Origin of the sequence: Vibrio methylphosphonaticus (assembly GCF_023634655.1) — a bacterium.
In the GTDB taxonomy this organism is placed as follows: Bacteria; Pseudomonadota; Gammaproteobacteria; order Enterobacterales; family Vibrionaceae; genus Vibrio; species Vibrio methylphosphonaticus.
Map to the genome: position 1 here is coordinate 37,075 of NZ_JAMKMS010000024.1, position 20,115 is coordinate 57,189.

The 20,115-nt window shown below is 42.0% G+C and carries 29 protein-coding genes; 7 read left to right on the plus strand and 22 right to left on the minus strand.

Annotated elements, in window-relative coordinates; genetic code table 11:
* Nucleotides 1-97: 97 nt before the first annotated feature.
* Together M9196_RS20865 and arsB are read left to right on the plus strand one after the other, a co-directional pair.
* The gene (locus M9196_RS20865) at nucleotides 98-439 is read left to right on the plus strand and encodes an ArsR/SmtB family transcription factor (protein WP_250619425.1); all 342 of its coding nucleotides are present in this window, start codon (nucleotides 98-100) and stop codon (nucleotides 437-439) included.
* Nucleotides 440-650: 211 nt separating this feature from the next.
* The gene (arsB, locus tag M9196_RS20870) at nucleotides 651-1,709 is read left to right on the plus strand and encodes an ACR3 family arsenite efflux transporter (protein WP_250619426.1); all 1,059 of its coding nucleotides are present in this window, start codon (nucleotides 651-653) and stop codon (nucleotides 1,707-1,709) included.
* A gap of 190 nt (nucleotides 1,710-1,899) precedes the next feature.
* Here the strand turns inward: arsB and M9196_RS20875 are convergent, their stop codons facing one another.
* On the minus strand, nucleotides 1,900-3,015 hold the full coding sequence (locus M9196_RS20875; protein WP_250619427.1) for a phosphoserine transaminase: 1,116 nt from the start codon (nucleotides 3,013-3,015) through the stop codon (nucleotides 1,900-1,902).
* A 170-nt stretch (nucleotides 3,016-3,185) separates the two neighbouring features.
* Nucleotides 3,186-4,418, minus strand: coding sequence for a DUF819 family protein (locus tag M9196_RS20880; protein WP_250619428.1), 1,233 nt, complete (start codon nucleotides 4,416-4,418; stop codon nucleotides 3,186-3,188).
* Between the two features lie 800 nt (nucleotides 4,419-5,218).
* Here M9196_RS20880 and M9196_RS20885 point away from each other — a divergent pair.
* Nucleotides 5,219-5,407, plus strand: a complete 189-nt coding sequence (locus M9196_RS20885; protein WP_250619429.1) for a hypothetical protein — start codon at nucleotides 5,219-5,221, stop codon at nucleotides 5,405-5,407.
* 397 nt (nucleotides 5,408-5,804) lie between these two features.
* On the opposite strand, the gene M9196_RS20890 is transcribed toward M9196_RS20885, so the two are convergent.
* Both M9196_RS20890 and M9196_RS20895 read right to left on the minus strand, forming a co-directional pair.
* Complete coding sequence (locus M9196_RS20890) at nucleotides 5,805-6,101, minus strand: YkgJ family cysteine cluster protein (protein WP_250619430.1); 297 nt, start codon at nucleotides 6,099-6,101, stop codon at nucleotides 5,805-5,807.
* A gap of 164 nt (nucleotides 6,102-6,265) precedes the next feature.
* Nucleotides 6,266-6,541: a putative quinol monooxygenase gene (locus M9196_RS20895; protein WP_250619431.1), complete on the minus strand. Its 276-nt coding sequence runs from the start codon at nucleotides 6,539-6,541 to the stop codon at nucleotides 6,266-6,268.
* 204 nt (nucleotides 6,542-6,745) lie between these two features.
* Between M9196_RS20895 and M9196_RS20900 the strand changes: the two genes are divergently transcribed.
* Nucleotides 6,746-7,078 (plus strand): PBPRA1643 family SWIM/SEC-C metal-binding motif protein, encoded by a 333-nt coding sequence (locus M9196_RS20900; protein WP_250619432.1) that lies wholly within the window; start codon nucleotides 6,746-6,748, stop codon nucleotides 7,076-7,078.
* 257 nt (nucleotides 7,079-7,335) lie between these two features.
* Here M9196_RS20900 and M9196_RS20905 read toward each other — a convergent pair whose 3' ends face one another.
* Genes M9196_RS20905 through M9196_RS20915 form a run of 3 tightly spaced genes read right to left on the minus strand, consistent with a single transcriptional unit; the run spans nucleotide 7,336 to nucleotide 8,976 of the window.
* Nucleotides 7,336-7,740 (minus strand): VOC family protein, encoded by a 405-nt coding sequence (locus M9196_RS20905; protein ID WP_250619433.1) that lies wholly within the window; start codon nucleotides 7,738-7,740, stop codon nucleotides 7,336-7,338.
* Nucleotides 7,741-7,781: 41 nt separating this feature from the next.
* The gene (locus M9196_RS20910; RefSeq protein WP_250619434.1) at nucleotides 7,782-8,366 is read right to left on the minus strand and encodes a uracil-DNA glycosylase family protein; all 585 of its coding nucleotides are present in this window, start codon (nucleotides 8,364-8,366) and stop codon (nucleotides 7,782-7,784) included.
* A gap of 58 nt (nucleotides 8,367-8,424) precedes the next feature.
* Complete coding sequence (locus tag M9196_RS20915) at nucleotides 8,425-8,976, minus strand: GNAT family N-acetyltransferase (protein WP_250619435.1); 552 nt, start codon at nucleotides 8,974-8,976, stop codon at nucleotides 8,425-8,427.
* A 232-nt stretch (nucleotides 8,977-9,208) separates the two neighbouring features.
* Between M9196_RS20915 and M9196_RS20920 the strand changes: the two genes are divergently transcribed.
* Nucleotides 9,209-9,391, plus strand: a complete 183-nt coding sequence (locus tag M9196_RS20920) for a hypothetical protein (protein WP_250619456.1) — start codon at nucleotides 9,209-9,211, stop codon at nucleotides 9,389-9,391.
* A gap of 63 nt (nucleotides 9,392-9,454) precedes the next feature.
* Here the strand turns inward: M9196_RS20920 and M9196_RS20925 are convergent, their stop codons facing one another.
* The 11 genes from M9196_RS20925 to M9196_RS20975 form a co-directional block, all read right to left on the minus strand.
* On the minus strand, nucleotides 9,455-9,673 hold the full coding sequence (locus tag M9196_RS20925) for a DUF6500 family protein (protein ID WP_250619436.1): 219 nt from the start codon (nucleotides 9,671-9,673) through the stop codon (nucleotides 9,455-9,457).
* A 184-nt stretch (nucleotides 9,674-9,857) separates the two neighbouring features.
* Nucleotides 9,858-10,493 carry a type B chloramphenicol O-acetyltransferase gene (gene catB, locus M9196_RS20930; protein WP_250619437.1) on the minus strand — a complete coding sequence of 212 codons (636 nt, stop codon included), beginning with the start codon at nucleotides 10,491-10,493 and terminating at the stop codon, nucleotides 9,858-9,860.
* Nucleotides 10,494-10,571: 78 nt separating this feature from the next.
* Nucleotides 10,572-11,177, minus strand: a complete 606-nt coding sequence (locus M9196_RS20935) for a LysE family translocator (protein ID WP_250619438.1) — start codon at nucleotides 11,175-11,177, stop codon at nucleotides 10,572-10,574.
* Between the two features lie 122 nt (nucleotides 11,178-11,299).
* On the minus strand, nucleotides 11,300-11,878 hold the full coding sequence (locus M9196_RS20940; protein WP_250619439.1) for a DJ-1/PfpI family protein: 579 nt from the start codon (nucleotides 11,876-11,878) through the stop codon (nucleotides 11,300-11,302).
* 179 nt (nucleotides 11,879-12,057) lie between these two features.
* Nucleotides 12,058-12,294, minus strand: a complete 237-nt coding sequence (locus M9196_RS20945) for a hypothetical protein (protein ID WP_250619440.1) — start codon at nucleotides 12,292-12,294, stop codon at nucleotides 12,058-12,060.
* Nucleotides 12,295-12,524: 230 nt separating this feature from the next.
* The gene (locus M9196_RS20950; protein WP_250619441.1) at nucleotides 12,525-13,025 is read right to left on the minus strand and encodes an opioid growth factor receptor-related protein; all 501 of its coding nucleotides are present in this window, start codon (nucleotides 13,023-13,025) and stop codon (nucleotides 12,525-12,527) included.
* Between the two features lie 1,424 nt (nucleotides 13,026-14,449).
* Nucleotides 14,450-14,923 carry a hypothetical protein gene (locus M9196_RS20955; RefSeq protein ID WP_250619442.1) on the minus strand — a complete coding sequence of 158 codons (474 nt, stop codon included), beginning with the start codon at nucleotides 14,921-14,923 and terminating at the stop codon, nucleotides 14,450-14,452.
* 183 nt (nucleotides 14,924-15,106) lie between these two features.
* Nucleotides 15,107-15,538 carry a DUF2000 domain-containing protein gene (locus M9196_RS20960; protein WP_250619443.1) on the minus strand — a complete coding sequence of 144 codons (432 nt, stop codon included), beginning with the start codon at nucleotides 15,536-15,538 and terminating at the stop codon, nucleotides 15,107-15,109.
* Between the two features lie 193 nt (nucleotides 15,539-15,731).
* Complete coding sequence (locus M9196_RS20965) at nucleotides 15,732-16,262, minus strand: GNAT family N-acetyltransferase (RefSeq protein ID WP_250619444.1); 531 nt, start codon at nucleotides 16,260-16,262, stop codon at nucleotides 15,732-15,734.
* A 163-nt stretch (nucleotides 16,263-16,425) separates the two neighbouring features.
* Complete coding sequence (locus M9196_RS20970) at nucleotides 16,426-16,881, minus strand: DUF3291 domain-containing protein (protein WP_250619457.1); 456 nt, start codon at nucleotides 16,879-16,881, stop codon at nucleotides 16,426-16,428.
* Between the two features lie 164 nt (nucleotides 16,882-17,045).
* On the minus strand, nucleotides 17,046-17,501 hold the full coding sequence (locus M9196_RS20975) for a GNAT family N-acetyltransferase (RefSeq protein WP_250619445.1): 456 nt from the start codon (nucleotides 17,499-17,501) through the stop codon (nucleotides 17,046-17,048).
* 204 nt (nucleotides 17,502-17,705) lie between these two features.
* On the opposite strand from M9196_RS20975, the gene M9196_RS20985 reads away from it, so the two are divergent.
* Nucleotides 17,706-17,954: a type II toxin-antitoxin system Phd/YefM family antitoxin gene (locus M9196_RS20985; RefSeq protein ID WP_250619446.1), complete on the plus strand. Its 249-nt coding sequence runs from the start codon at nucleotides 17,706-17,708 to the stop codon at nucleotides 17,952-17,954.
* On the plus strand, nucleotides 17,944-18,234 hold the full coding sequence (locus tag M9196_RS20990; protein ID WP_250619447.1) for a type II toxin-antitoxin system RelE family toxin: 291 nt from the start codon (nucleotides 17,944-17,946) through the stop codon (nucleotides 18,232-18,234). The genes M9196_RS20985 and M9196_RS20990 overlap by 11 nt, the downstream gene beginning before the upstream one ends.
* 96 nt (nucleotides 18,235-18,330) lie before the next feature.
* Here M9196_RS20990 and M9196_RS20995 read toward each other — a convergent pair whose 3' ends face one another.
* From M9196_RS20995 to M9196_RS21010, 4 genes are all read right to left on the minus strand, one after another.
* A complete protein-coding gene (locus tag M9196_RS20995) occupies nucleotides 18,331-18,516 on the minus strand; it encodes a hypothetical protein (protein ID WP_250619448.1) in 186 nt (61 codons plus the stop codon).
* A gap of 11 nt (nucleotides 18,517-18,527) precedes the next feature.
* Complete coding sequence (locus tag M9196_RS21000; protein WP_250619449.1) at nucleotides 18,528-18,800, minus strand: hypothetical protein; 273 nt, start codon at nucleotides 18,798-18,800, stop codon at nucleotides 18,528-18,530.
* 173 nt (nucleotides 18,801-18,973) lie between these two features.
* Nucleotides 18,974-19,330 (minus strand): DUF6404 family protein, encoded by a 357-nt coding sequence (locus M9196_RS21005; RefSeq protein ID WP_250619450.1) that lies wholly within the window; start codon nucleotides 19,328-19,330, stop codon nucleotides 18,974-18,976.
* A gap of 151 nt (nucleotides 19,331-19,481) precedes the next feature.
* Nucleotides 19,482-20,099 (minus strand): HAD family hydrolase, encoded by a 618-nt coding sequence (locus M9196_RS21010; protein ID WP_250619451.1) that lies wholly within the window; start codon nucleotides 20,097-20,099, stop codon nucleotides 19,482-19,484.
* Nucleotides 20,100-20,115 lie beyond the last annotated feature (16 nt).

A 20,115-nucleotide genomic window follows, 5' to 3' on the forward strand; every position in this document is an offset into this window, starting at 1 on the left:
GATGCTCTACGTTTTGCTCAAATAACGAAAAGAAACCATTGACCTCTGTTATTATTCCTCCTACCATTAATCGTCTTTTAACGATTAGAGATAGCGAATGACTTCTACTTGCCAACCAACACTGCCAAGCGACTTTACTCCAACGGCGGAAAGAGAGCAGGATGAACAACAGTTTGCTGCCATGTGCAAAGCACTCTCACACCCAGCAAGAATTCGAATCATCAGCATTCTGTCCATACTGGATAAATCTGGTGGTTGCTTAAACAGCGATTTGGTGTCGCAGCTCGGTCTTGCCCAATCAACGGTTTCTGAGCATCTACGCATTCTGCGACTCGCAGGTTTTATTAGCGCAGAATCGATACCCCCTAAAATGTGTTACCGCATAAATAGAGAAGCGTTTGCAACGTATGACGCAATGAGTAAGGCCATCTTAAATTAACGTTAGTACAAGCTTGCGGTAAGCCACCAAGTGATAGTTCGACATAACTGCAAAGCTGCAAAGCTGCAAAGCTGCAAAGCTGCAAAGCTGCAAAACTATAGTTCGACTAAGCTACTAAGCTACATTATTACGAAACACGGCGACATGTCGCCCACGTCACAATTTCATTAATTTAATCGCAATTCGACGATAAACGATAGCAGAGCAAACAATGCAACCAAAAATGAGTTTTTTAGATAGATACTTAACCGTGTGGATTTTTTCTGCCATGGCAATTGGTGTTTTTCTGGGGATTCAATTTCCTCAAATTGAACAATGGAACGAAGCCGTTTCCGTAGGGAGTACCAATATCCCTTTGGCGATTGGTCTCATTGTGATGATGTATCCCCCACTTGCCAAGGTCGACTACCGCTTACTTGGCTCCACTGTCAAAGATAAACGTGCCATTACACTGTCACTTATCATGAACTGGATAGTCGGACCTATTTTGATGTTTGTGCTCGCGTTAGTTTTTCTGGGTGATCATCCTGGCTATATGGTGGGCATTATTTTAATAGGTCTCGCTCGTTGCGTGGCGATGGTACTGGTTTGGAACGATATTGGCGGCGGTAATAAAGAATATGGCGCGGCATTAGTGGCACTTAACAGCGCTTTCCAAATTGTTAGCTACAGCTTTATGGCGTGGTTATTCATCAGTGTCCTACCTCCTATCTTTGGCTACGAAGGTATGGTCGTTGACATCTCGATGATTGATATCGCCCACAGCGTACTCATTTACTTAGGCATTCCTTTTATTGCTGGCTTTTTGAGCCGTAAAATTCTGGTGTCGATGAAAGGTGAACATTGGTACAACACGGTGTTTATTCCAAAAATCTCTCCTCTGACACTTATCGCGTTATTGGCGACGATTGTATTGATGTTCAGCCTTAAAGGCGAAATGATCGTAGAGCTACCAATGGATGTCGTGCGCATTGCCATTCCACTCACCATCTATTTCGTCTCGATGTTTTTCATAAGTTTCTTCATTGGTAAAAGACTGGGCATCCCGTACGACAAAAACGCGTCTATTGCCTTTACGGCAACAGGTAATAACTTTGAGTTAGCGATTGCCGTATCGATCGCCGTCTTTGGTATTCATTCTGATCAAGCCTTTGCGGGAGTGATTGGTCCACTGATTGAAGTGCCGGTGTTAATCTACTTAGTGAACGTTGCACTAAAAATGAAGACTAACTACGATCAAAAGAAGTCCGCCGTTCTGGACCATAAGTAGTTGGTTTTGCTAACAACCACCAGCGTTGTCAGCGGCGTTGATTGATTTAAAAAAGGGCAGCCGATTTGGCTGCCCTTTTCATCTTTATTCTTGCTACACCCTGTAAACTGAGCGTTTGAGTCTGTAGCTTGGTGCATCGTTTATTTTTCGAACTCGTTAATTGACTGGACGCAGTAATTTATTGAACACGTTATTGAGTCACTTGCTGATACGCCCAATCTAGCCAAGGCAGCAACGCTTCTAAATCTTGACTCTCCACCGTGGCCCCAGCCCAAATTCGCAATCCCGATGGGGCATCTTTGTATGCACCAATATCGTATCCTGCCCCTTCTTTGTCTAACAATGCGACCAAGGCTTTAGTTTGGGCTTCACTCGCATCTAAAGTAAAGCAAACACTTGTGTTTGAACGCTGAGAATCCTCTTGCGCCAAAAAGTGGACCCAAGATCGAGAGGCGACAAAACGGGTTAACACCGCTAAGTTTGCTTGCGACTTTTCAATCGCAGCACCAACGCCACCAATATCAGACACCCAGCCTAATGCATCAAGATAATCCGCGACACATAGCATAGATGGGGTATTAATCGTCGCGCCACTAAAGAGCCCTTCTATGACTTTACCAGATTGTGTCATCCTAAAAATTTTCGGTAACGGCCAAGGTGGCTGATAGGACTCAAGCCGCTTAATCGCATTTGGACTCAATACAATCACACCATGGGCTCCTTCCCCACCAAGTACCTTCTGCCAACTAAATGTGGTGACGTCCAGTTTTTCCCATGGCATCTCCATCGCAAAAACGGCAGACGTTGCATCACAAATCGTCAACCCTGTTCTCGATTCACTGATCCAATCCCCATTAGGGACTTTTACGCCCGACGTCGTACCATTCCACGTGAACAATACGTCATTTTCTGGATTGGCTTGCGACAAATCAGGCAACTGGCCATACTCCGCCGAATACGTATTTACATCACTCAGTTTAAGCTGCTTTACAATATCATTGAGCCAACCGGCACCAAATGATTCCCAATGAAAGACATCAATGGCGCGTTGACCCAGCATCGACCACATCACCATTTCCATCGCGCCGGTATCCGATGCTGGAACGATACCAACGCGATAGTCATCTGGGATACCAAGGATCGATTTGGTTTGTTGAATCGCCTCTGAAAGCGCAGCCTTACCGACTGAAGAGCGATGAGAACGACCTAATGTAGAAATATTCAGGTTGTTAATATCATAACCTGGGCGTTTCGCGCATGGTCCAGAAGAAAAATTAGGATTATTGGGTAACACTTGAGGTTTCATAAGCCTCCCTGCTTGTGAACGCATAAATTAGCCTAGCATTCTCTCTCAATTGAATAATTAATCAACCTCGAAACCACGACTCAGACAAAAAAAAGGGTAACACCAAACGGTATTACCCTTAATCAATCTTAGCTTATGCGGACTCCAATCGATATTAGAGAACGGTCAATCTAACCAACAACGCTAACCGCTGCTTGCATGATAATGCCGCATATATACGCACCGTATGTACCAAGTGCATAACCGAGTACTGCCATCAAAATACCGACCGGCGCTAGCGCGGGGTGGAACGCGGCGGCAACAACTGGAGCAGAAGCCGCACCACCAACGTTAGCTTGGCTACCTACCGCCATAAAGAACAACGGAGCACGGATTAATTTAGCCACAACAATCATCAGTACAGCATGAATAGTTAACCAAGTAATACCAATAAAGAAGTAACCTGGGTTATCCAATATTGCAGTAACATCCATCTGCATACCAATGGTAGCGACTAGAATATAAATGAAAGCTGAACCAATTTTTGACGCACCTGCGTGCTCTAAAGTACGTGCGCTTTTGAAGGTTGACGCGATCAGTGCAAACGTCGTGACTAATACAATTAACCAGAAGAAGCCTGACGTTAAGCTGTATTTCGCCAACTCCGGTGCATTAGTCTCAATCCACGGTGCAATTAAGTCTGCAAAGAAGTGCGCTAGACCCGTCAGACCAAAAGCAATAGCGACAACTTTCATCATGTCAGTCGTCGTAATCGGTCTCGCATTCTCTTTTTCGTAGTGCGCAACGGTTTCTTTGAGCTCATCAATTGAAGAGGTGTCCGCTTTCAACCAAGCATCGACTTTCTTTTGGCGTCCTGCCATTATCAGCAAGATTGCCATCCAAATATTGGCACAGATAACATCAACCGTAATCATTGCAGAAAACAGCTTGTCATCAACGTCGAATACCTCTTTCATCGCAGCTTGGTTTGCACCGCCGCCAATCCAAGAACCCGCAACCGTTGTTAGACCGCGCCATACATCCCCACCGACTAACTCTGGGTTCACTGCATTAATGATCAGCAACGCGATTGGGCCGCCAATGATGATTCCGAGTGTACCGGTTAAAAACATAATGATTGCTTTTGAGCCCAAACCAAAGATTTTTCTTAAGTCCGCGGAGACAATCAACAATACTAGTGCGCCAGGCAGAAGGTAGCGACTTGCGACAAAATATAAGTTTGAACTTGAACCGTCGATGACACCGGTCGTGTTCAACAATGATGGGACGAAATAGCAAAGCAATAAACCAGGGACAAAAGTATAGAATTTTTTCCAAAACGGATTCTGGCTGCTTTCTGTAATGAATACCCCACCTAGAATTAAGGCGAGCATACCCATTATGACTGCATCATTTGTGACCATTGTTATAGATCTCCATCTGTTATGTTCTTTCGAACATCGTTTATCAACTGGCGGGAGACTATACATGCAAGGCCAATGTGCTACAAATTGTAACAATTCGCTTGAAAAAAATACTTGCCAGCCTCTATATAACACCAACAAATAAGAGCGAACATAGCTTCTCGTCAATATGCCGAGCTTTTAATAACCAACATTCCAAACATAAATTAAATGGGAATCAGTACGTTAGCTGATAGAATCATATTTAGGTTTGCGTCATTATTCCTATAAATTCACTTCAAGCGAATGTTAGTAGTACATAACATTGGTAGAAAACAGCCCTGAATGACTATTTCTTAATCACTTTTTTGATGGTATTAATTTGACACTCATCACATAAACATAAGTCTTTACGCACAAGAATTGACAGAAAAGCCGAAAAAACCGTAATTCACCTAACAGTTCACCAGCAATTTCTTTCGATTTTGACCCTGTACTGACGAACGTCACGAAGACGTTCTTGCATGAGTCGTGATTTATCTGATTCTGACATTCGCCCACGGAATTACTCCAGCAACGACACGACATTACTCCGGCAAAGAATAGTCCCGGCGCTATGCATAACATTGATGTTCATCTACCGCGCTCACTGCACATTGCCACTCCATACAGTCCGCCTATCACTCCCGCCAAACTCATGCATCATACTGATACCTCAACCATGCTCAGACGTCTGCTCACTAATTTACCTCCAATTACTGGATATTTATACAGCCCCACATTATACTGATTGTACATACAGTATTTAATGAGGTGTTGTTATGTTGCAAGAAAGATTAGACCGAATCAATGAACTGCGTAAACAAGCTATGGCTGATCCTAGTTTCGTTCAGTCCGCTGAAGCGCATAGACAAGCCATCCTCTCAGAATATCAAGGTCATCACGGTCAATCATCGCGAAAGCCCAAAACGTTGTCAGAACTGTACAGCCGTTATAACGATAACATTTAGTCAACTGACATCGATTGTTCCCAATTGATATTCAGTTTGGATATAGAAAGAAGCAGATATTGAGAGAAACAAGGTATATAACGAAACAAGATATAGAAAGAAACAGGGTATATAAAAAGAAAGGTGTACATTGAAAAAGCTTAGATACTGCAGAGCATGATAGTGAATAGACGAGTGCTCAGCACTAAGCGCACTTATTGCTTAGAATCATTTTATATTTAGAACCATTTTATACGCAGGATCACTTGATACTTGGGATAACCAACGTTAATGGCTACATCGTAATGGGGCTATCAACCCACTTACACGGAGCAGTCTATGTAGGTGGGTAATGGGGTCTGTCATTGAGATCGGTCTGGGCATCTAAACGGACAAAGCAGGCCTTCTCCCTTGCAAGCTAGGGCATCTGCTCTTTACGCTCGACCTTGCATTCATATGAACCCATTTCAAATTCACGACATATCCAAGGTCGATTTTCATAGATCGTGCACATGTAAGTCTCACGATCAAGCGCTGAACACCAACCATCATCCAAGCGTAACATCGTTTCCGCGCCCCACTGGTCATAAGCGATATGCTCTTCGGGCACACCAGTATCAGTGATTATCATCACTTCCAAACGGCAACAGCAAGCGTGACAGTTTGAACAAGTGACTTCTGACTCTTCTGTGATGTTCTGTATTTGAATGGTCATAAATTCTTTAATCAATCATTCTGCAATCAATAGTGATGGCGCATAATACCTCAAACTTTGCCTTTTCGGTATTTGCGATTACTTCACGCTAACGTAATCCTCCTTCTCCCTACCTTATTCCTTCTTTATATAGTTATTTTTAGTGTGGCACTAAAGCGAAGGTATTACTCAATAATTTGATAATGCCTTGCGACATTAACGGTCACTTTCCCCCACTCAGAGGCTTTAACTCGATCTTGGTGGTGTTCAAATGCTGATCGATCAACGAACTCTTCATAAACATTAAAACGCGTTTGGTCGTTTGCATCCGGATCTACTTCAAACACTAAACAACCATCTTCTTTAAGCGTTAATGCCTTATGAGTCACCAATGCCTCGAGCACCGCTTTTCGCTCTTCAGTTGGTACTACGATGTAGCCTTTTAGTATCACTTTCGACATAACTATCCTTGTTATTATCGTTATCTAATTCCTGATGCTGCCATCATAATGCAATTGGTAACGAGTCTCGCGCATTTCGTAAAAGACCTACACTTTCATGCTCAATAGCATCGCTTGTCTCGCATTGTTGCTTTATCAATGGCTAGATATCGGTATAATCGCCGCCCTAGTAATATCACTCCCCCATTTGTAAGCGAGTCTCCAATGTCAAAGTTGTTTTTTAAAGGTCGAATAGATACCAGACACAATCATGTAATGTCTGGCTACAACGTGAATCGTGACGTAAAAGCAGGCACGGAAGAAGCGCCAATTTCGATAGTGGTGAATACCGCAGAGCGTCAAGCCGAAATTGAACTGCAATTAGCAGAAGCAAAGATTGTTGCCAACATTACCCTTGATGCAGCTGCTGAAGAAAACATCGTTGAGCTTGAAACACTAATCAATAAGCCAAAAACGACGACGTTTGAGAAAACGCCAAACCGTAACGATCCATGCTTGTGTGGTAGCGGGAAAAAATATAAAAAGTGTTGTGCGTAACACCGGGTTGTTCACACCATAGATCCTATTCAGAATTTGTCTTTCGCTTAAATATACCTAAAATTGATGGCTATCTAAGCGAAAGCGCCTTCATGTATCAGATGAGTCACACCTAGCTCATCGAACCCGACACAGCTAACAGGCCACCCACCCTGATGGCTCGTAGCTAAAAGCTAACGGTTAATAATTAATGGCTAATAATTAATAGTTAATAGTTAATAGTTAATAGTTAATAGTTAATGGTTAATGGTTAATGGTTAATGAGTAAGCTGCAATAAATCCCACTTATTCCCGTATAAGTCTTCAAATACCACAACCACACCATACTCCTCTTCACGAGGTTCTTCATGAAACACCACGCCATTGCGCTTCATTAACTCATAATCTCGCCAAAAATCGTTCGTTTGTAAAAACAGAAACACACGACCGCCACTTTGATTACCGACAGCCTGACGCTGATGGTCACCGCTTGCTTGTGCAAGTAACAAGTTTGTCCCATCTGAATTAGGCGGCGAAATTTGGACCCAACGTTTCCCTCCTCCTAAATCGGTGTCTTCGACGACCGTAAATTGCAGTTTTTTTGTGTAGAACTCGATCGCTGCGTCGTAGTTCTCAACAACCAATGCCACATTACCAATACGCTGCTTAATAGACGCTGTCATTTTCATTCCTATATTAAAGTTTGTCTTCTTTCACCCATCAACTAATTATGGGCTAATACGTCAGTCACTCTCTGTCGAAGTCGAGGAATCACCGTTTCTTGAAACCACGGGTTACGCTTTAGCCATCGATTATTCCTTGGGCTTGGATGAGGCAATGGCAGCACTTCGGGCCAATAATCTTCCCACTGGCTAACGACTTCCGTCAAATTCTTGCGCGGTTGAGGGAGGTGATACGCCATCGCATATTGGCCAATCACCAGCGTCAATTCAACATTAGATAATGACGCCAACACTGACTCTCGCCATGTTGCCGCGCAAGCGGGTTTAGGGGGTAAATCCCCCGTTTTTCCTGTCCCTGGGTAGCAAAAGCCCATAGGCACAATGGCAAAGCAATCAGGATCGTAAAAGATCTCTTTAGAAACTCCCAACCACTCCCTTAATCGGTCGCCACTGGGGTCATCAAATGGGATTCCAGATTCATGTACGCGCTTTCCTGGCGCTTGGCCTGCAATAAGGATTCGCGACGTCTCACTCATTTGAATAGTAGGATTAGCGCCAAAAGGCAGCGAGTCAATGCACACTGTGCATCGTTTAATATCCCGAATTAGTGTCTCATTTGAGCGCATGATGTGTCCTCCCCGCAAGCGGTCATATTATCACGCCATACCGACATACGACATGGCCTCAATCCCTGTTTACTCTCCATGCCGTACGGCTTAGACCATAAATGGCATGATCAATAATTCGTCCGTTCAAATTCTCACTACGAGTAATGGTTCCTTCATGGGCGAAACCTAAACGCTCTGCTACGCCTCGGCTCGCACCATTTTCTACCGCTGCCGATATTTCCACTTTTTCCATCGCAAGCTCTAAAAAAGCAATCTCTATCAATTTAGCGACTGATTTTGTGACGATGCCGTTTCCTTGATACTTCGCACTTAGCCAATACCCTATCTCAACCTTTTTTAAACGGGTGTTAATGGTATTAAAGCTAATATTACCAACCACGTTATCTTGCCAAACCATCGCGCAAGTCATAGATTTTCCTTCCGCGTAACCCTGCAATGAACGCTGAATAAACGCTAAGAAAAAAGCCTCATCGTGAGCGAGTTCTGGCCATGCTAACCATTGAGATAAATAATCGCGTTCACGAACCACAATTTCCAGATACAACGGAGCAAACTTTGGCTCCACTAACGCCAACGCTAAGTCGTCTTCAACTTCCATTACAAACATACTTTCTTCCTAGATAGTTTTTCTTTGGTTCCAATTTTCTGAAACCTACCGCGGCTGACAGCGCAACCAAAATAACCCGTACATACACAAGCGAATGTCATGAGTTGCCCAAATATCACTGACTATTCGCATCTTTTATTTGGTTAAACTTATGTTTCATATTTAACAGATGCGCAACCACAACAAACCCACTACTGTTAGTAGCACGTTAATGAGACGAAGTGGGAAAATGATGAAAGTACTTATTCAATATACACAACCGGGCAAATATAGAGATCAAGCTTGGGAAGCGTTAACCCTGAGAACGAAAGGACAGATTTTAGCGGTTACACCGTCATATGCCGCGCAATTAATTGAGCAAAATAAAGCGACCTTAGTCACTTCTGAAGATGAACAACTCGTCGTTCACGTATAATAGTGAATCAAAAGAGCTCTGCAATTCGAGCTCTTTTTCAAATTACATACAAAAACTGAATATCTATTGCCCCGTCTCTACCATAGCAATGATTTTGTGCGCCTTCTCAAAGTGGTCTAACTTATGCTCTTGTATCCACCACGTTGCCGCTTCCATTAGTAATTCAGGCTGATCATTTTTGTTTGCGAAAAATGCATAAAAAGAAACGCCAACATTGTCGCCCTTTTGAGCTATTTTCTTTTTACAAACCTCGATCACTCGACATCTCAATGAGTCACGCATAACTCGCTCTCCCTTCCTTACACTCGACAAACAGAGTCGTACTCCGCTGCTTTTCTTAAGACATGTGATAACTCAATGCCTTCATTAAATACCCGTGTTTTCTTATATTTTATTGCGCCATGCTTTTGATTTTTAGCACCTAGCATCACGTTAACTCAACGTACAAAATGACTTTTATTAATGCCTACTGCCCGTGTACCAACGCTTTCCAATAATCGTAGAGACCATCAATATTAGAAGAACACATTAAGCTCATTGCGCCCTTTATCTGTTCGTCATCCCACTCCCACCACTTCATCTCTAATAACTGAGATATTTCTGCTTCAGTGAATCGGTAACGTATGTGCTTTGCGGGGTTTGAGCCGACAATTGAATATGGGGCAACATCCTTCGTCACGACCGAACGACTTGCTATAATTGCCCCATCTCCAACAGTAACGCCACTCATAATCATGGCTTCAGTGCCTATCCAAACATCATTGCCGATAACCGTATCACCCGAACGCTCAAATCCATCTTTGGCATCTGCGAAGATTTCATTGTCTTGATAAAAAAACGGAAAGGTACTCACCCAGTTATTTTGATGCCCTTGATTACCAGCCATCATAAACACAGCACCAGAACCAATTGAGCAGTAGCTGCCAATAATTAACTTATCAACATCAGACCTATCTGGAAGCAAGTAACGAGCGCAGTCGTCGAAGCTATGATTATGATAATAGCCAGAATAGTAACTATGCTCGCCCACGATAATATTTGGATTCGTCACTTGTTCTTTAAGAGACTTGCCGATAAAAGGACTTTCAAAATAATTATTCAACTCAATTTCTCTCAATAATTTGTACTCACCAATTCAATGTAAATCAGAATGCCACGCGTGATGGGAACGTTTGAATTATTAAGTCTTAACAATCAGCGCAGTCCCACACGAGGCCAAAATACCTCCGGAAAGTCTGTTTAGCCACCGTTTTGATTGTTTTCCCTTAAGCAATCTACCAGCCTTAGACGCCATCACGGCATAGCTACATAGAACACCACCGACCGATAGCGTCGATATAGCCATAATTAGAACAGCGTCAAGTAAATCAATAGACGTCAAATCTATAAATGCAGGGAAAAAACCCATATAGAACAAGATTGCCTTGGGGTTAGAGAGCGTCATTAACAATCCCGCTAAAATACTTGAACCACTGTTGTTGGTTGCTCCAAACTCCGAGTTGCTGTTGTCCAACCAGGTAACGTATGCGAGCCAAAACAGATACCCAGCACCGATATATTTCAGTAGTATCGCAAATTCACCTAGCAAACTAGACACTACAGATAATCCTGTAAGTGCAAGAAGAATAAACACATAATCCGCCAAGAGCACACCAAAAACGACCAGAAACCCTTGCTTCCAACCGTATGCTACTGACCGAGACGCCACAGCCAGTACACTGGGGCCTGGTATTGCCGCCGATAAAGCCATGGCCACAAATAGTGTCATCATTGTTGTAATAGTCATTAGTCCCTCCTTAGAGTAACGCCACCCTACCTAGTGCGTCACGCACCACAGAAGCCAAAATTTATAATGGTAATCTCGCAAGCCCAAACGACCAAACGTTACGACTATGCTTGAAGTGTTTGCTATTCGCAATTTTGCCAGGTGTACTCCATCTGCCTGGCTACTTTCTTGGCAAACTCTAAACCATAATGCTGAGATACGAGATGCAAGCTCATATCAATGCCTGCGGATATCCCGCCCGATGTGGTGTACTTCCCAGACGTTACCCAACGTCGATTATTTATGACTTTCAGATTTGGAAACTGAGAAGATAAGTCCGTGATATCTTCCCAGTGAGTAGTAACAGTATGACCTTCAAGTAATTCCGCCTTAGCGAGTAGGAATGCCCCCGTACAAACAGAAGCAATTTCACTTGCTTGCGGGGCAATAGATGCCAGCCAACTCAGTATTTTAGGCTTACATATTTCATCGGTGTGAACCCCACCAACGACAACCAATAGATCAATTTGAGGATGATTCTGTATCGTATAGTCAGACAACACTTTGAACCCACCACGAGCAATAACAGGCTCGTTACTTTCTGAAACCAGGAATACATTCAAACAATCAGCACCCAGCCTTTTTGCCGTACTGAACACTTCAAATGGACCTGAAAAATCCAGAACCTCTGCTTGGTCGTAAATATAGATACCTATGTTCATTGTGCCTCCTTGCACGTAACGCCAAATCCAAGTATTAACAACGTAATCACCGAATACACAGCTATTTTTACACCCACTAACTTCAACTTCATCTAATCCTCAAGCAAAAACTGCCGTGTGCTTGCTGCCAGCTTAAATTGACGACTAGCTCTATGGTTGCAACAAAAAACGGAGACCATTTACTGAAATTCATCACCATGATTATCTAAGGTCTTACTGCCACACTCTAGGCAAACGACATACCGATCAATGAGATCGAGTGATGCGCCTGCCGGACTCGCTACTCCACCAAAGAAGCCCGAGAGAAATGCGTTAAACTGTTGTTTTTTACTCTTGCCATATTGGGACGGCTTTTGCTTTATTAACTCTTTGTATTCTGTTTCTTTACCGCACTTCTCACAATATCTAGCACTCATTCTGACCTCGATTATTGGTTATAAACTTATAAGGAATAATAACGAGATAGCGCTCCACATGAATGAGAAACCAATCACACGAATGCACCAAAGCGCATAAAAGTTAAAGCACATAAAAGTTAAAGTGCATATACGTTAACGCACATAGTGAATAAATGAAGCTATACATAACCAACACATAAAAGATTTCCTCTTCAACGGTTTGTGCATGCGCTTTTTACAACGTTCTCCTAACCTTTTACCGCGTTACGCCAATACTCCACCGTTTTATCTGACACCATGCCTGTTTCATTGGCTGCTGCAATTAGAAAGTTGCACAGCTTAACCGCTACCTGTTCGTTGCCCAGCAAATACAAACTACGAATTGCTCGGGTCAGGCGAAGTTGGTTATGGTCATGACTTTTAAGCCATACATGGTTAGCAGGACTAAGTGCCAACATTGAGGATATTTCACACCCATCTCGCCGCAATCCCCAAAATTCAAGCAAAAGGTCGAGTACTTTTAAGTGAGCAGCACGCAGATCTTCCGACTGACTAAACACCTCTCGGTCTTCTTGAGTAACCAACGGTGCATGTTTATTGAACTTAGTCCCCTCATCTATCGGGAAAAGAACTTGAATGTACTTATGATCGTGCTCTAGCCAGAAGTGATTGTATGCTAGCAACTGCTCAATATTACGGCCCAATTTATCTGGAGCGTCTCCAGATATGAAGCGAGCAATTTCACTCATTTTAGTATCCTAATGATTGTAATTTTTATCTTAGCGTTCCAATGCCGCGTTAAGTGATAAGCAGCGCCAATCACCATACCTAAACCATTGTTAAATAATCTAATTCAAAGTAACCCTAAAGCACCATCCGTTGAAAACAAGTCTTAATACTTGAATTACGACACTTTCCTGATTGGCTGGCATATAAATAACAAAAAGCAATAGGCAAACGTTAGTCCTGCTGCAACTAACTCGTTCAATCCACATCGATTGACTAATACAGATGCCCCCGAAGCCGCAACAAAAAAAGAAGCATAATAATAGACCTTGAACAGTTCTAACTTTTGAGAACATTTTTTACACGTTACTGCTCTGCCAGGGAAGAGGTTGAGCTTATCTCTCACACTCAACGGCGCTAGGCAGCTTGGGCACTTGAACATGTCCATTCCTAATTAATTATGTACAAATTACACACTAATGTTGGACTGCTTTCTATGCAAAACCGTCTTAATATACTTCGACGCTGTTCAAAATACCACGCAGTTATAATGCCTATTAAGTCATGCGTGGCGTAAAAACTAAAACTAAATCAAACCAGAAATACCAAGTATTGATATCCCCTTCTTAAACACCTGTTATTCGACATTTCTTCGCAATAATTCTGCCTTAAATTTACTCTCTCTATATATAACCAAAAACCCCAGTTAACAAAAAACATTACGCATGGAAGGATGGCGTACTCTACAAGATTGGCTTGCACGTAATTTGATACGCTTTTAGCTTCTGATGATGGGTAGTTAATTAAAATATTAAACACTATAGAGGCAACGACCATTAACGCTGTATTTTTAAATGCCCAGTAGAGAAAACCCTGTTTTCGTGTCTTTCTCCAGTATTCAAAGTTTTGATCATTCATTGCTAATCCTAATACCAAGAAGAAAGTACCCATATCGTAGTCAGGGTCATTGAACTAATGTCGTAATCACAAAACCCACTTCAAACCAATAATGTAAGCGGTTACCAGTCTGCTTGAACTATTTATGATAACTCCGCTTTTTGCATTGGCTGACAAACAAACAACAACATGCAAAATACGAACGCAATTCCTGCGGAGCTTAAAGCATTGAATTCAAGGTAGAGACGCAAAAAGGATGTGGCAAAGGGAGCGACAAAAAAGATGCCGTAGTAATAGAATTTAAACGGCTTTAACTTTTTGGAACATTGTCCGCACGCGAGCTGCTTGTCAGGCCTCAAATTAAATTTTTCTTTGATGGATATAGCGCTAGCACAATGTAGACATTTAAACATTTGGGTTCTCTAACGTTGACGAAACCCGACATTAACGATTGATTCTTGTTTACGCCAAACTGAAGAAAATTAACTCGAGAGAGATCAAACTGCGATGTAATTATAGCGCCGGGCTAAAAGGTGAGCAACGCAATGCCCTAGCCTCCGCATATCACCTTACCCTCTAAACCAGACAACTTATATCTTGCCCAAGCATCCATATAGTAGTCAGTGTTACTGTCCCAGAACTCTGATGGCATTTTTCTTTGGTATTTTACATTCAAAAGACGATGCTCTTCCGGCGTGACAATACAGTACACACAGTACTTGTCGATCACATCATAAACATCTGTGATTTGGGGATCGGTTAATGATAATAAGATGCGCACCACCTCAGCCATAGGCACAACATGCTCTTTCTCTACTTTGTCATTGTTTCGAGCTGAGGTTGTCCATTGGCAATGCTCTTTTATCTTCCTTGTATCCCACTTACCGGTTCCATTTACTGCACCTACACGATACGCATACAAATTATCAACTAAATTGCGATAACAATGCGAATCATCAACTCCACCATCAACGAGAACTAAAATAGCTTTAGCAAGAGCTTCAGCTTTTACGGCATACGACATATATAGAACCGCCTCAAAAAAACCGAATCGTAAACTATATTTTTGTATGCAGAAACTCAGTTTCTCGCATAGTGGGATAACGCCTTACTAAGCAGCGCTGTCTACTAATCTACCAAGCGCGCATCACTTCAAAAAAAAGCGCCGAGCATTGGGATTCCGCATTAATACTTGTTATACAGCGACTTATTTATACAAACTAAACTTCTTAGTAAACTCCCTAAGTGTATCTGTGCCGCCAAAGATGCATACACCTAAATACTCTAAGTCCACTTCTCTCGTTTCCTTGGTTCTCTGTTGCTGCTCTACAGAGCCTCCCTCAATCATTGAACTTGTAAAATCAGTAAATTTGATATTTCGGCTTATCGCTTCTTCTCTGACTTTCCTAAGTTTATTGGAGTTGTCCGCTTTCAAAACAATGAAGGGGTAGTGAGATAAACTAGGGTGTACATTGCCATCCATGTCTGCATAATCAACATATTGACTTTCACTGCTTTCAAGCTGGCTCGATAATCCAACACTCAAATGTCCCAATACGTTCAGTGTTCTTCCTAACTCCATCTTTTTACTTAGAATAGCAATGAATCGTTTCTGATTTTCATCTGGTAAAACTGACATAACACTTCCTTGTTAGTTAATATTTGGCACTCGTTGTATAGCGACCAATTAAGATGTGCAACATGCTATCACGCCCAAACTAAACCATTGCACCGTAAACACAAACCTCGAACCTCGAACCTCGAACCTCGAACCTCGAACCTCGAACCAAAGTTAAATCGCCACGCGTTGGGAGTCACTATTAAATTGTTTGTTAGTTGCGTTCTAACCACTCCGAGCGCAACACCCCATATTTGACTGAATCATAATACTCGCCATTGTAATAGCGAACTTTACGAAGTATAGCTTCTTGCTGAAAACCTAATTTCAATGCTAATGACATCATTCGAGGATTACCCGACCAAGTGGTTAAACCAACCCTTTCAAGTTCCTTATTTTCGAATAAGTACGACACCCACAAAGGAATAGCTAATGCACCAATGCCTCTACCCCAATATTCTTTATCGTAAATTACAATTCCCGCTTCAAGCCAACGCGTTTCTTCACATTCCCAGTAACAATTAACTGCTCCCACTGGAATATCGTCGACTGTGATTAACTGCAAGTCTAATCCTGTTAGTAGGCGCTGAAATGAAGAGTTTTCAAACTGCTCTAATGACGGGTGAGTGTATGAAAAGTAAGGACCATTAAACTTCGTCCATTCGTCATTTGAAATGACTAGAGAATGGATAAATTCCAGTTCACTCTCTTTTGCTGGTCTAATCTTTACTTGCTTTTTTGTCACGATACTTCCCGATTCTTTGTAGCAAACCAACACCTTATGAAGTGACAGCTAACCGCCGCCGCGCTCAATCAATCAATCAATCAAAGCTACCGTAATCACAAGCCCAGCTAAACCAAAATCGCTGACTGTTAGCTGTCTGCTTGAACAATTTGTAAGAAGCATTTTACTCCCATGATTTTACGTCAGCAGGTGTGTAGTTACTTTTAAAAGTAAACGCATAAGGACTATCACCATGCTTCCGAAGGTGATTTAACCGTTCAAGGGCATCTTCTGTGCTAGGAATATGGTCATCGTTGACCCACCAAAGGACATAGTTGTCTTCATCAAGACGATGGAACCATTCACTTTTTCGTCGCATATAATCTCTATGATGGGTTCGAAACATAAAGTTTTTCAACGCATCGACTGATTCCCAAACGGACATGTTTGCAATCATATTCGGATCATCGAACAATTGGATATTGGTAGCATCACCACCTTCATCTTTTAAGCGCCAAACAAAACCTTCACTTTCCTCGGCAATACCATTCACCAACTCTAAGTTATCAACGAATTCTTTAATTTCCGGCGCATCCAATGCATATCTGGCCAACGCTATATTCAACTGTGCTAACTTCATTGCTTCCCTTCCATCGATAAACTGCTGCATGCGTATAACGCCAAATTAAGGGGTGAACAACGCCACCACCCAACCTAAAGCATTGTACCGTGGCACTAAATTGGAAGTAGAACCAAAAGTGCCAAGCGTTGCGAATCTGCTTAAATTTATTGTTAGCAGACAGCTTACAACGCGAGTTTAAACCCTTCATGTGTTGCTTTGAACCCAAGTTTTTCATAGAACCTGATTGCATCAGGACGCTGTTTGTCACTTGTTAACTGAACGATTGTACAGCCTTTGTTTTTTGCCTGTTCAATAGCATATTCGAACATTTGCTCACCGAAACCTTGTCCACGATAGTCACTATGGATTCGTACACCTTCGATAAGACAACGCCAACTACCAATATGTGTCAGGTAGGGAATAATAGTAATTTGAAGCATCCCTACTAGAGAGTTTTCCAGTTCAACAACAAGTAATTCGTTATTTGGATCTCGTGCAATGGCTTCGAACGCTTCAATATACGCACTATTCAGCGGAACAGACGCGTCTTCTCTTTTGCTACCAAGCGGGTCATTTGAAAGCAAAGCAACAAGACTCTCCAAATCTTTAAAACCAGCTAAACGATACTTTAATTCCATCTATAATTCCTTATTACTTCTGACTGCTAACGCCTTGATAAGGTGTGAGCAAAGCAAGACCTTAGCCTCCGCATAATACCTTAAACACATAAACCAACGCATAGTAAAAATGCCACGCGTTGCGAATCACTCTTAAGCAACTTGTTATACCGCTTGGTTGAGGCTAAAATGACCAAAATAAAGACCACTTAAGAGACCTATTACATGACCACTAGAATTTTAGCCGATGTTGCTGCAAGCATTACTGAGTTGAAAGCTAACCCTATGAAAGTTGCAACTAGTGCTTACGGTGAACCTGTTGCTGTACTGAACCGAAATGAGCCAGCATTTTATTGCGTACCAGCCGAAGCGTACGAAATGATGATCGACAGACTCGAAGATCTTGAACTACTAACTATTGCGAAAGAGCGTGAGTCTGAAGAGAGCATTTCGGTAAATATTGATGACCTATAAACTCGACTTTAAAAGGAGCGCACTCAAAGAGTGGAAAAAGCTTGGCTCAACGCTTCAACAACAATTTAAGAAAAAGCTAATCGAGCGCTTAGATAACCCGCATGTTGCGGCTTCAAGACTCTCTGGAGCTGACAACATGTATAAGATTAAGCTGCGCCAGTCGGGCTACCGTCTCGTCTACAAAGTTGAAGACGATGTCATCATTGTAACCGTCTTAGCAGTCGGAAAACGCGAACGTAGCGATGTTTACCGTAAAGCTATAAAAAGGTTAGATAATTGATTGCGGTATAACGCCGTTTTAAGGCGCGAGTAGCATGGCATATACTTTGGCGAAGCCAAAAATACCATGCGTTACGAGTCGCTCTTGAACACTTTGTTATGTGTTTTTTCGCAAAACTTTTTGATATTCAAAAACTTTGAAGTCATTATCTGGATTTGGCTGAACTTCTCCAACTTTACGATAGCCAAGCTTTTCATAAAAATGATGATTTCGGTACGCTTTATACGGAGTGACTAAATTCCAAACAGGAACATGAGAATATTCATTTTCAATCAACTCCATTGTCGTAGAGCCTATTCTTTTATTTTGAAAGTCGTCAGATATAAAAAATATTTTACCTCAACTTCGTTGTTTTCCGATGGGATAACACAAATACCTCCGGCCAACTCATCATTATATTGAATTTTATAATAATGACCTTTTTCAATTTCTGTTTGATGCCACAAAAGAGACTCTATTCCAGGCGGGTAAGAACCATACTGCTTATAGTCCTTCGCAAATGCGGATATACTAATAGCTTTCAACATTTCAGCATCGACAACTTTCGCTAACTCTAACCTGATCATTCTTTGATGCTTCCTATAAATTAATCGCTTAACTAAATCTAACACATAACGCTTTGCTAACAAGCGACAACGCGTTGACACTTAACTTGAATATTGTGCCATAAACACGGAGCTGAAATTGCGACAGAAGTCGCCAAGCGTTAGGAGCCTTTGTTGAGCAATTTGGTAGGTTTTTACTCGCCGCCTAGGTTTTTCCAGTCAGTAAGTTTCAGCCGTTTATGCTGGACATAGAAATACAAAGCGATTGTAGCACCGAAAAGAGTTCCCGCAATTGATGACCAAAGAACGGCTTCGGTAATAGACTTGCCCTCAGCCCCCCAAGAAAATAGCCACATCAATATCCCGTATATTGGAGTGAAGGAAATAAAGGATAGGGAAACATTTACCACAAAAGAACGATAGTAAGGCGGTGGTTGTTTGCAACCAATCATCTTCAACAATTTGTCGTTTGGTGGATTATAGTTAGATTTCCACACTCCCTTATTGTTTAGCTCTGCAAGAGCAGCTTTCAGTTTTCTTTCGTAATCCATTATGAATTTCTATTTCCCAAAAGTTAATTGGCTTAATTAAACATAACGCCGCATTAAGGTGTGAGCGGCGCTTGCCTATACTTTGAGCGAAGCGAAAACAGCAAGCGTTGCGAATCACTCTTGAATGCTTTGTTATGTGAATTTTTTGCCATCAGCACTCAACTCCCAAAGACTTTAAAGCTTGCTCGCATTGAGAGGCACTTTCGAACTGAATAGCTTTTATACCAACTGATTCTGCGCCTTCCACATTATATGGCATATCATCAATGAAGACGGTTTCTGAAGCATTTAAACCGTACTGGGAAAGAAGCGATTCGTAAATTTCAGGTTGTGGCTTCAATAGACCAACCTCAGCTGAAACTATTGCGCCTTCAAATAGGTCCCAAAATGTATAAAACGCTTTTATGTGAGACACAATTTCATGGACGTTATCAGTTAATGCAAAGACGTGATACCCAGCAGATTTACAGCGTCTAATGAGTTCGACAGAGCCATGAATCAAAATCTGAGTTTGCTTTACGTAGTAAAACAGGCGCTCACATTCTAATTCAGTTAAACCTAGCTCCTTGCGATACTGAGATTTAGCGCCGTTTTCAGATAGCAGCCCTTTATTCAAGTTTAACCAAATATCAGACTGAAATATCGATTTCGCTTTCTCTTCTAGGGATGGGCTATCGCCAAAAGTAAGCCGAGTTATCTCTAAAGGAGCCCAACGCACAACAACATTACCGATGTCGAAAACTACATTTTTGATGTTTTCAGAACTCATTATTTACTCCTTTCAC

Coding starts and splice junctions, on each gene's coding strand:
- M9196_RS20865 (WP_250619425.1), top strand. CDS start 98: ATGACTTCTACTTGCCAACCAACACTGCCAAGCGACTTTACTCCAACG.
- arsB (WP_250619426.1), top strand. CDS start 651: ATGCAACCAAAAATGAGTTTTTTAGATAGATACTTAACCGTGTGGATT.
- M9196_RS20875 (WP_250619427.1), bottom strand. CDS start 3,015: ATGAAACCTCAAGTGTTACCCAATAATCCTAATTTTTCTTCTGGACCA.
- M9196_RS20880 (WP_250619428.1), bottom strand. CDS start 4,418: ATGGTCACAAATGATGCAGTCATAATGGGTATGCTCGCCTTAATTCTA.
- M9196_RS20885 (WP_250619429.1), top strand. CDS start 5,219: ATGTTGCAAGAAAGATTAGACCGAATCAATGAACTGCGTAAACAAGCT.
- M9196_RS20890 (WP_250619430.1), bottom strand. CDS start 6,101: ATGACCATTCAAATACAGAACATCACAGAAGAGTCAGAAGTCACTTGT.
- M9196_RS20895 (WP_250619431.1), bottom strand. CDS start 6,541: ATGTCGAAAGTGATACTAAAAGGCTACATCGTAGTACCAACTGAAGAG.
- M9196_RS20900 (WP_250619432.1), top strand. CDS start 6,746: ATGTCAAAGTTGTTTTTTAAAGGTCGAATAGATACCAGACACAATCAT.
- M9196_RS20905 (WP_250619433.1), bottom strand. CDS start 7,740: ATGACAGCGTCTATTAAGCAGCGTATTGGTAATGTGGCATTGGTTGTT.
- M9196_RS20910 (WP_250619434.1), bottom strand. CDS start 8,366: ATGCGCTCAAATGAGACACTAATTCGGGATATTAAACGATGCACAGTG.
- M9196_RS20915 (WP_250619435.1), bottom strand. CDS start 8,976: ATGTTTGTAATGGAAGTTGAAGACGACTTAGCGTTGGCGTTAGTGGAG.
- M9196_RS20920 (WP_250619456.1), top strand. CDS start 9,209: ATGAAAGTACTTATTCAATATACACAACCGGGCAAATATAGAGATCAA.
- M9196_RS20925 (WP_250619436.1), bottom strand. CDS start 9,673: ATGCGTGACTCATTGAGATGTCGAGTGATCGAGGTTTGTAAAAAGAAA.
- M9196_RS20935 (WP_250619438.1), bottom strand. CDS start 11,177: ATGACTATTACAACAATGATGACACTATTTGTGGCCATGGCTTTATCG.
- M9196_RS20940 (WP_250619439.1), bottom strand. CDS start 11,878: ATGAACATAGGTATCTATATTTACGACCAAGCAGAGGTTCTGGATTTT.
- M9196_RS20945 (WP_250619440.1), bottom strand. CDS start 12,294: ATGAGTGCTAGATATTGTGAGAAGTGCGGTAAAGAAACAGAATACAAA.
- M9196_RS20950 (WP_250619441.1), bottom strand. CDS start 13,025: ATGAGTGAAATTGCTCGCTTCATATCTGGAGACGCTCCAGATAAATTG.
- M9196_RS20955 (WP_250619442.1), bottom strand. CDS start 14,923: ATGTCGTATGCCGTAAAAGCTGAAGCTCTTGCTAAAGCTATTTTAGTT.
- M9196_RS20960 (WP_250619443.1), bottom strand. CDS start 15,538: ATGTCAGTTTTACCAGATGAAAATCAGAAACGATTCATTGCTATTCTA.
- M9196_RS20970 (WP_250619457.1), bottom strand. CDS start 16,881: ATGAAGTTAGCACAGTTGAATATAGCGTTGGCCAGATATGCATTGGAT.
- M9196_RS20975 (WP_250619445.1), bottom strand. CDS start 17,501: ATGGAATTAAAGTATCGTTTAGCTGGTTTTAAAGATTTGGAGAGTCTT.
- M9196_RS20985 (WP_250619446.1), top strand. CDS start 17,706: ATGACCACTAGAATTTTAGCCGATGTTGCTGCAAGCATTACTGAGTTG.
- M9196_RS20990 (WP_250619447.1), top strand. CDS start 17,944: ATGACCTATAAACTCGACTTTAAAAGGAGCGCACTCAAAGAGTGGAAA.
- M9196_RS20995 (WP_250619448.1), bottom strand. CDS start 18,516: ATGGAGTTGATTGAAAATGAATATTCTCATGTTCCTGTTTGGAATTTA.
- M9196_RS21000 (WP_250619449.1), bottom strand. CDS start 18,800: ATGATCAGGTTAGAGTTAGCGAAAGTTGTCGATGCTGAAATGTTGAAA.
- M9196_RS21005 (WP_250619450.1), bottom strand. CDS start 19,330: ATGGATTACGAAAGAAAACTGAAAGCTGCTCTTGCAGAGCTAAACAAT.
- M9196_RS21010 (WP_250619451.1), bottom strand. CDS start 20,099: ATGAGTTCTGAAAACATCAAAAATGTAGTTTTCGACATCGGTAATGTT.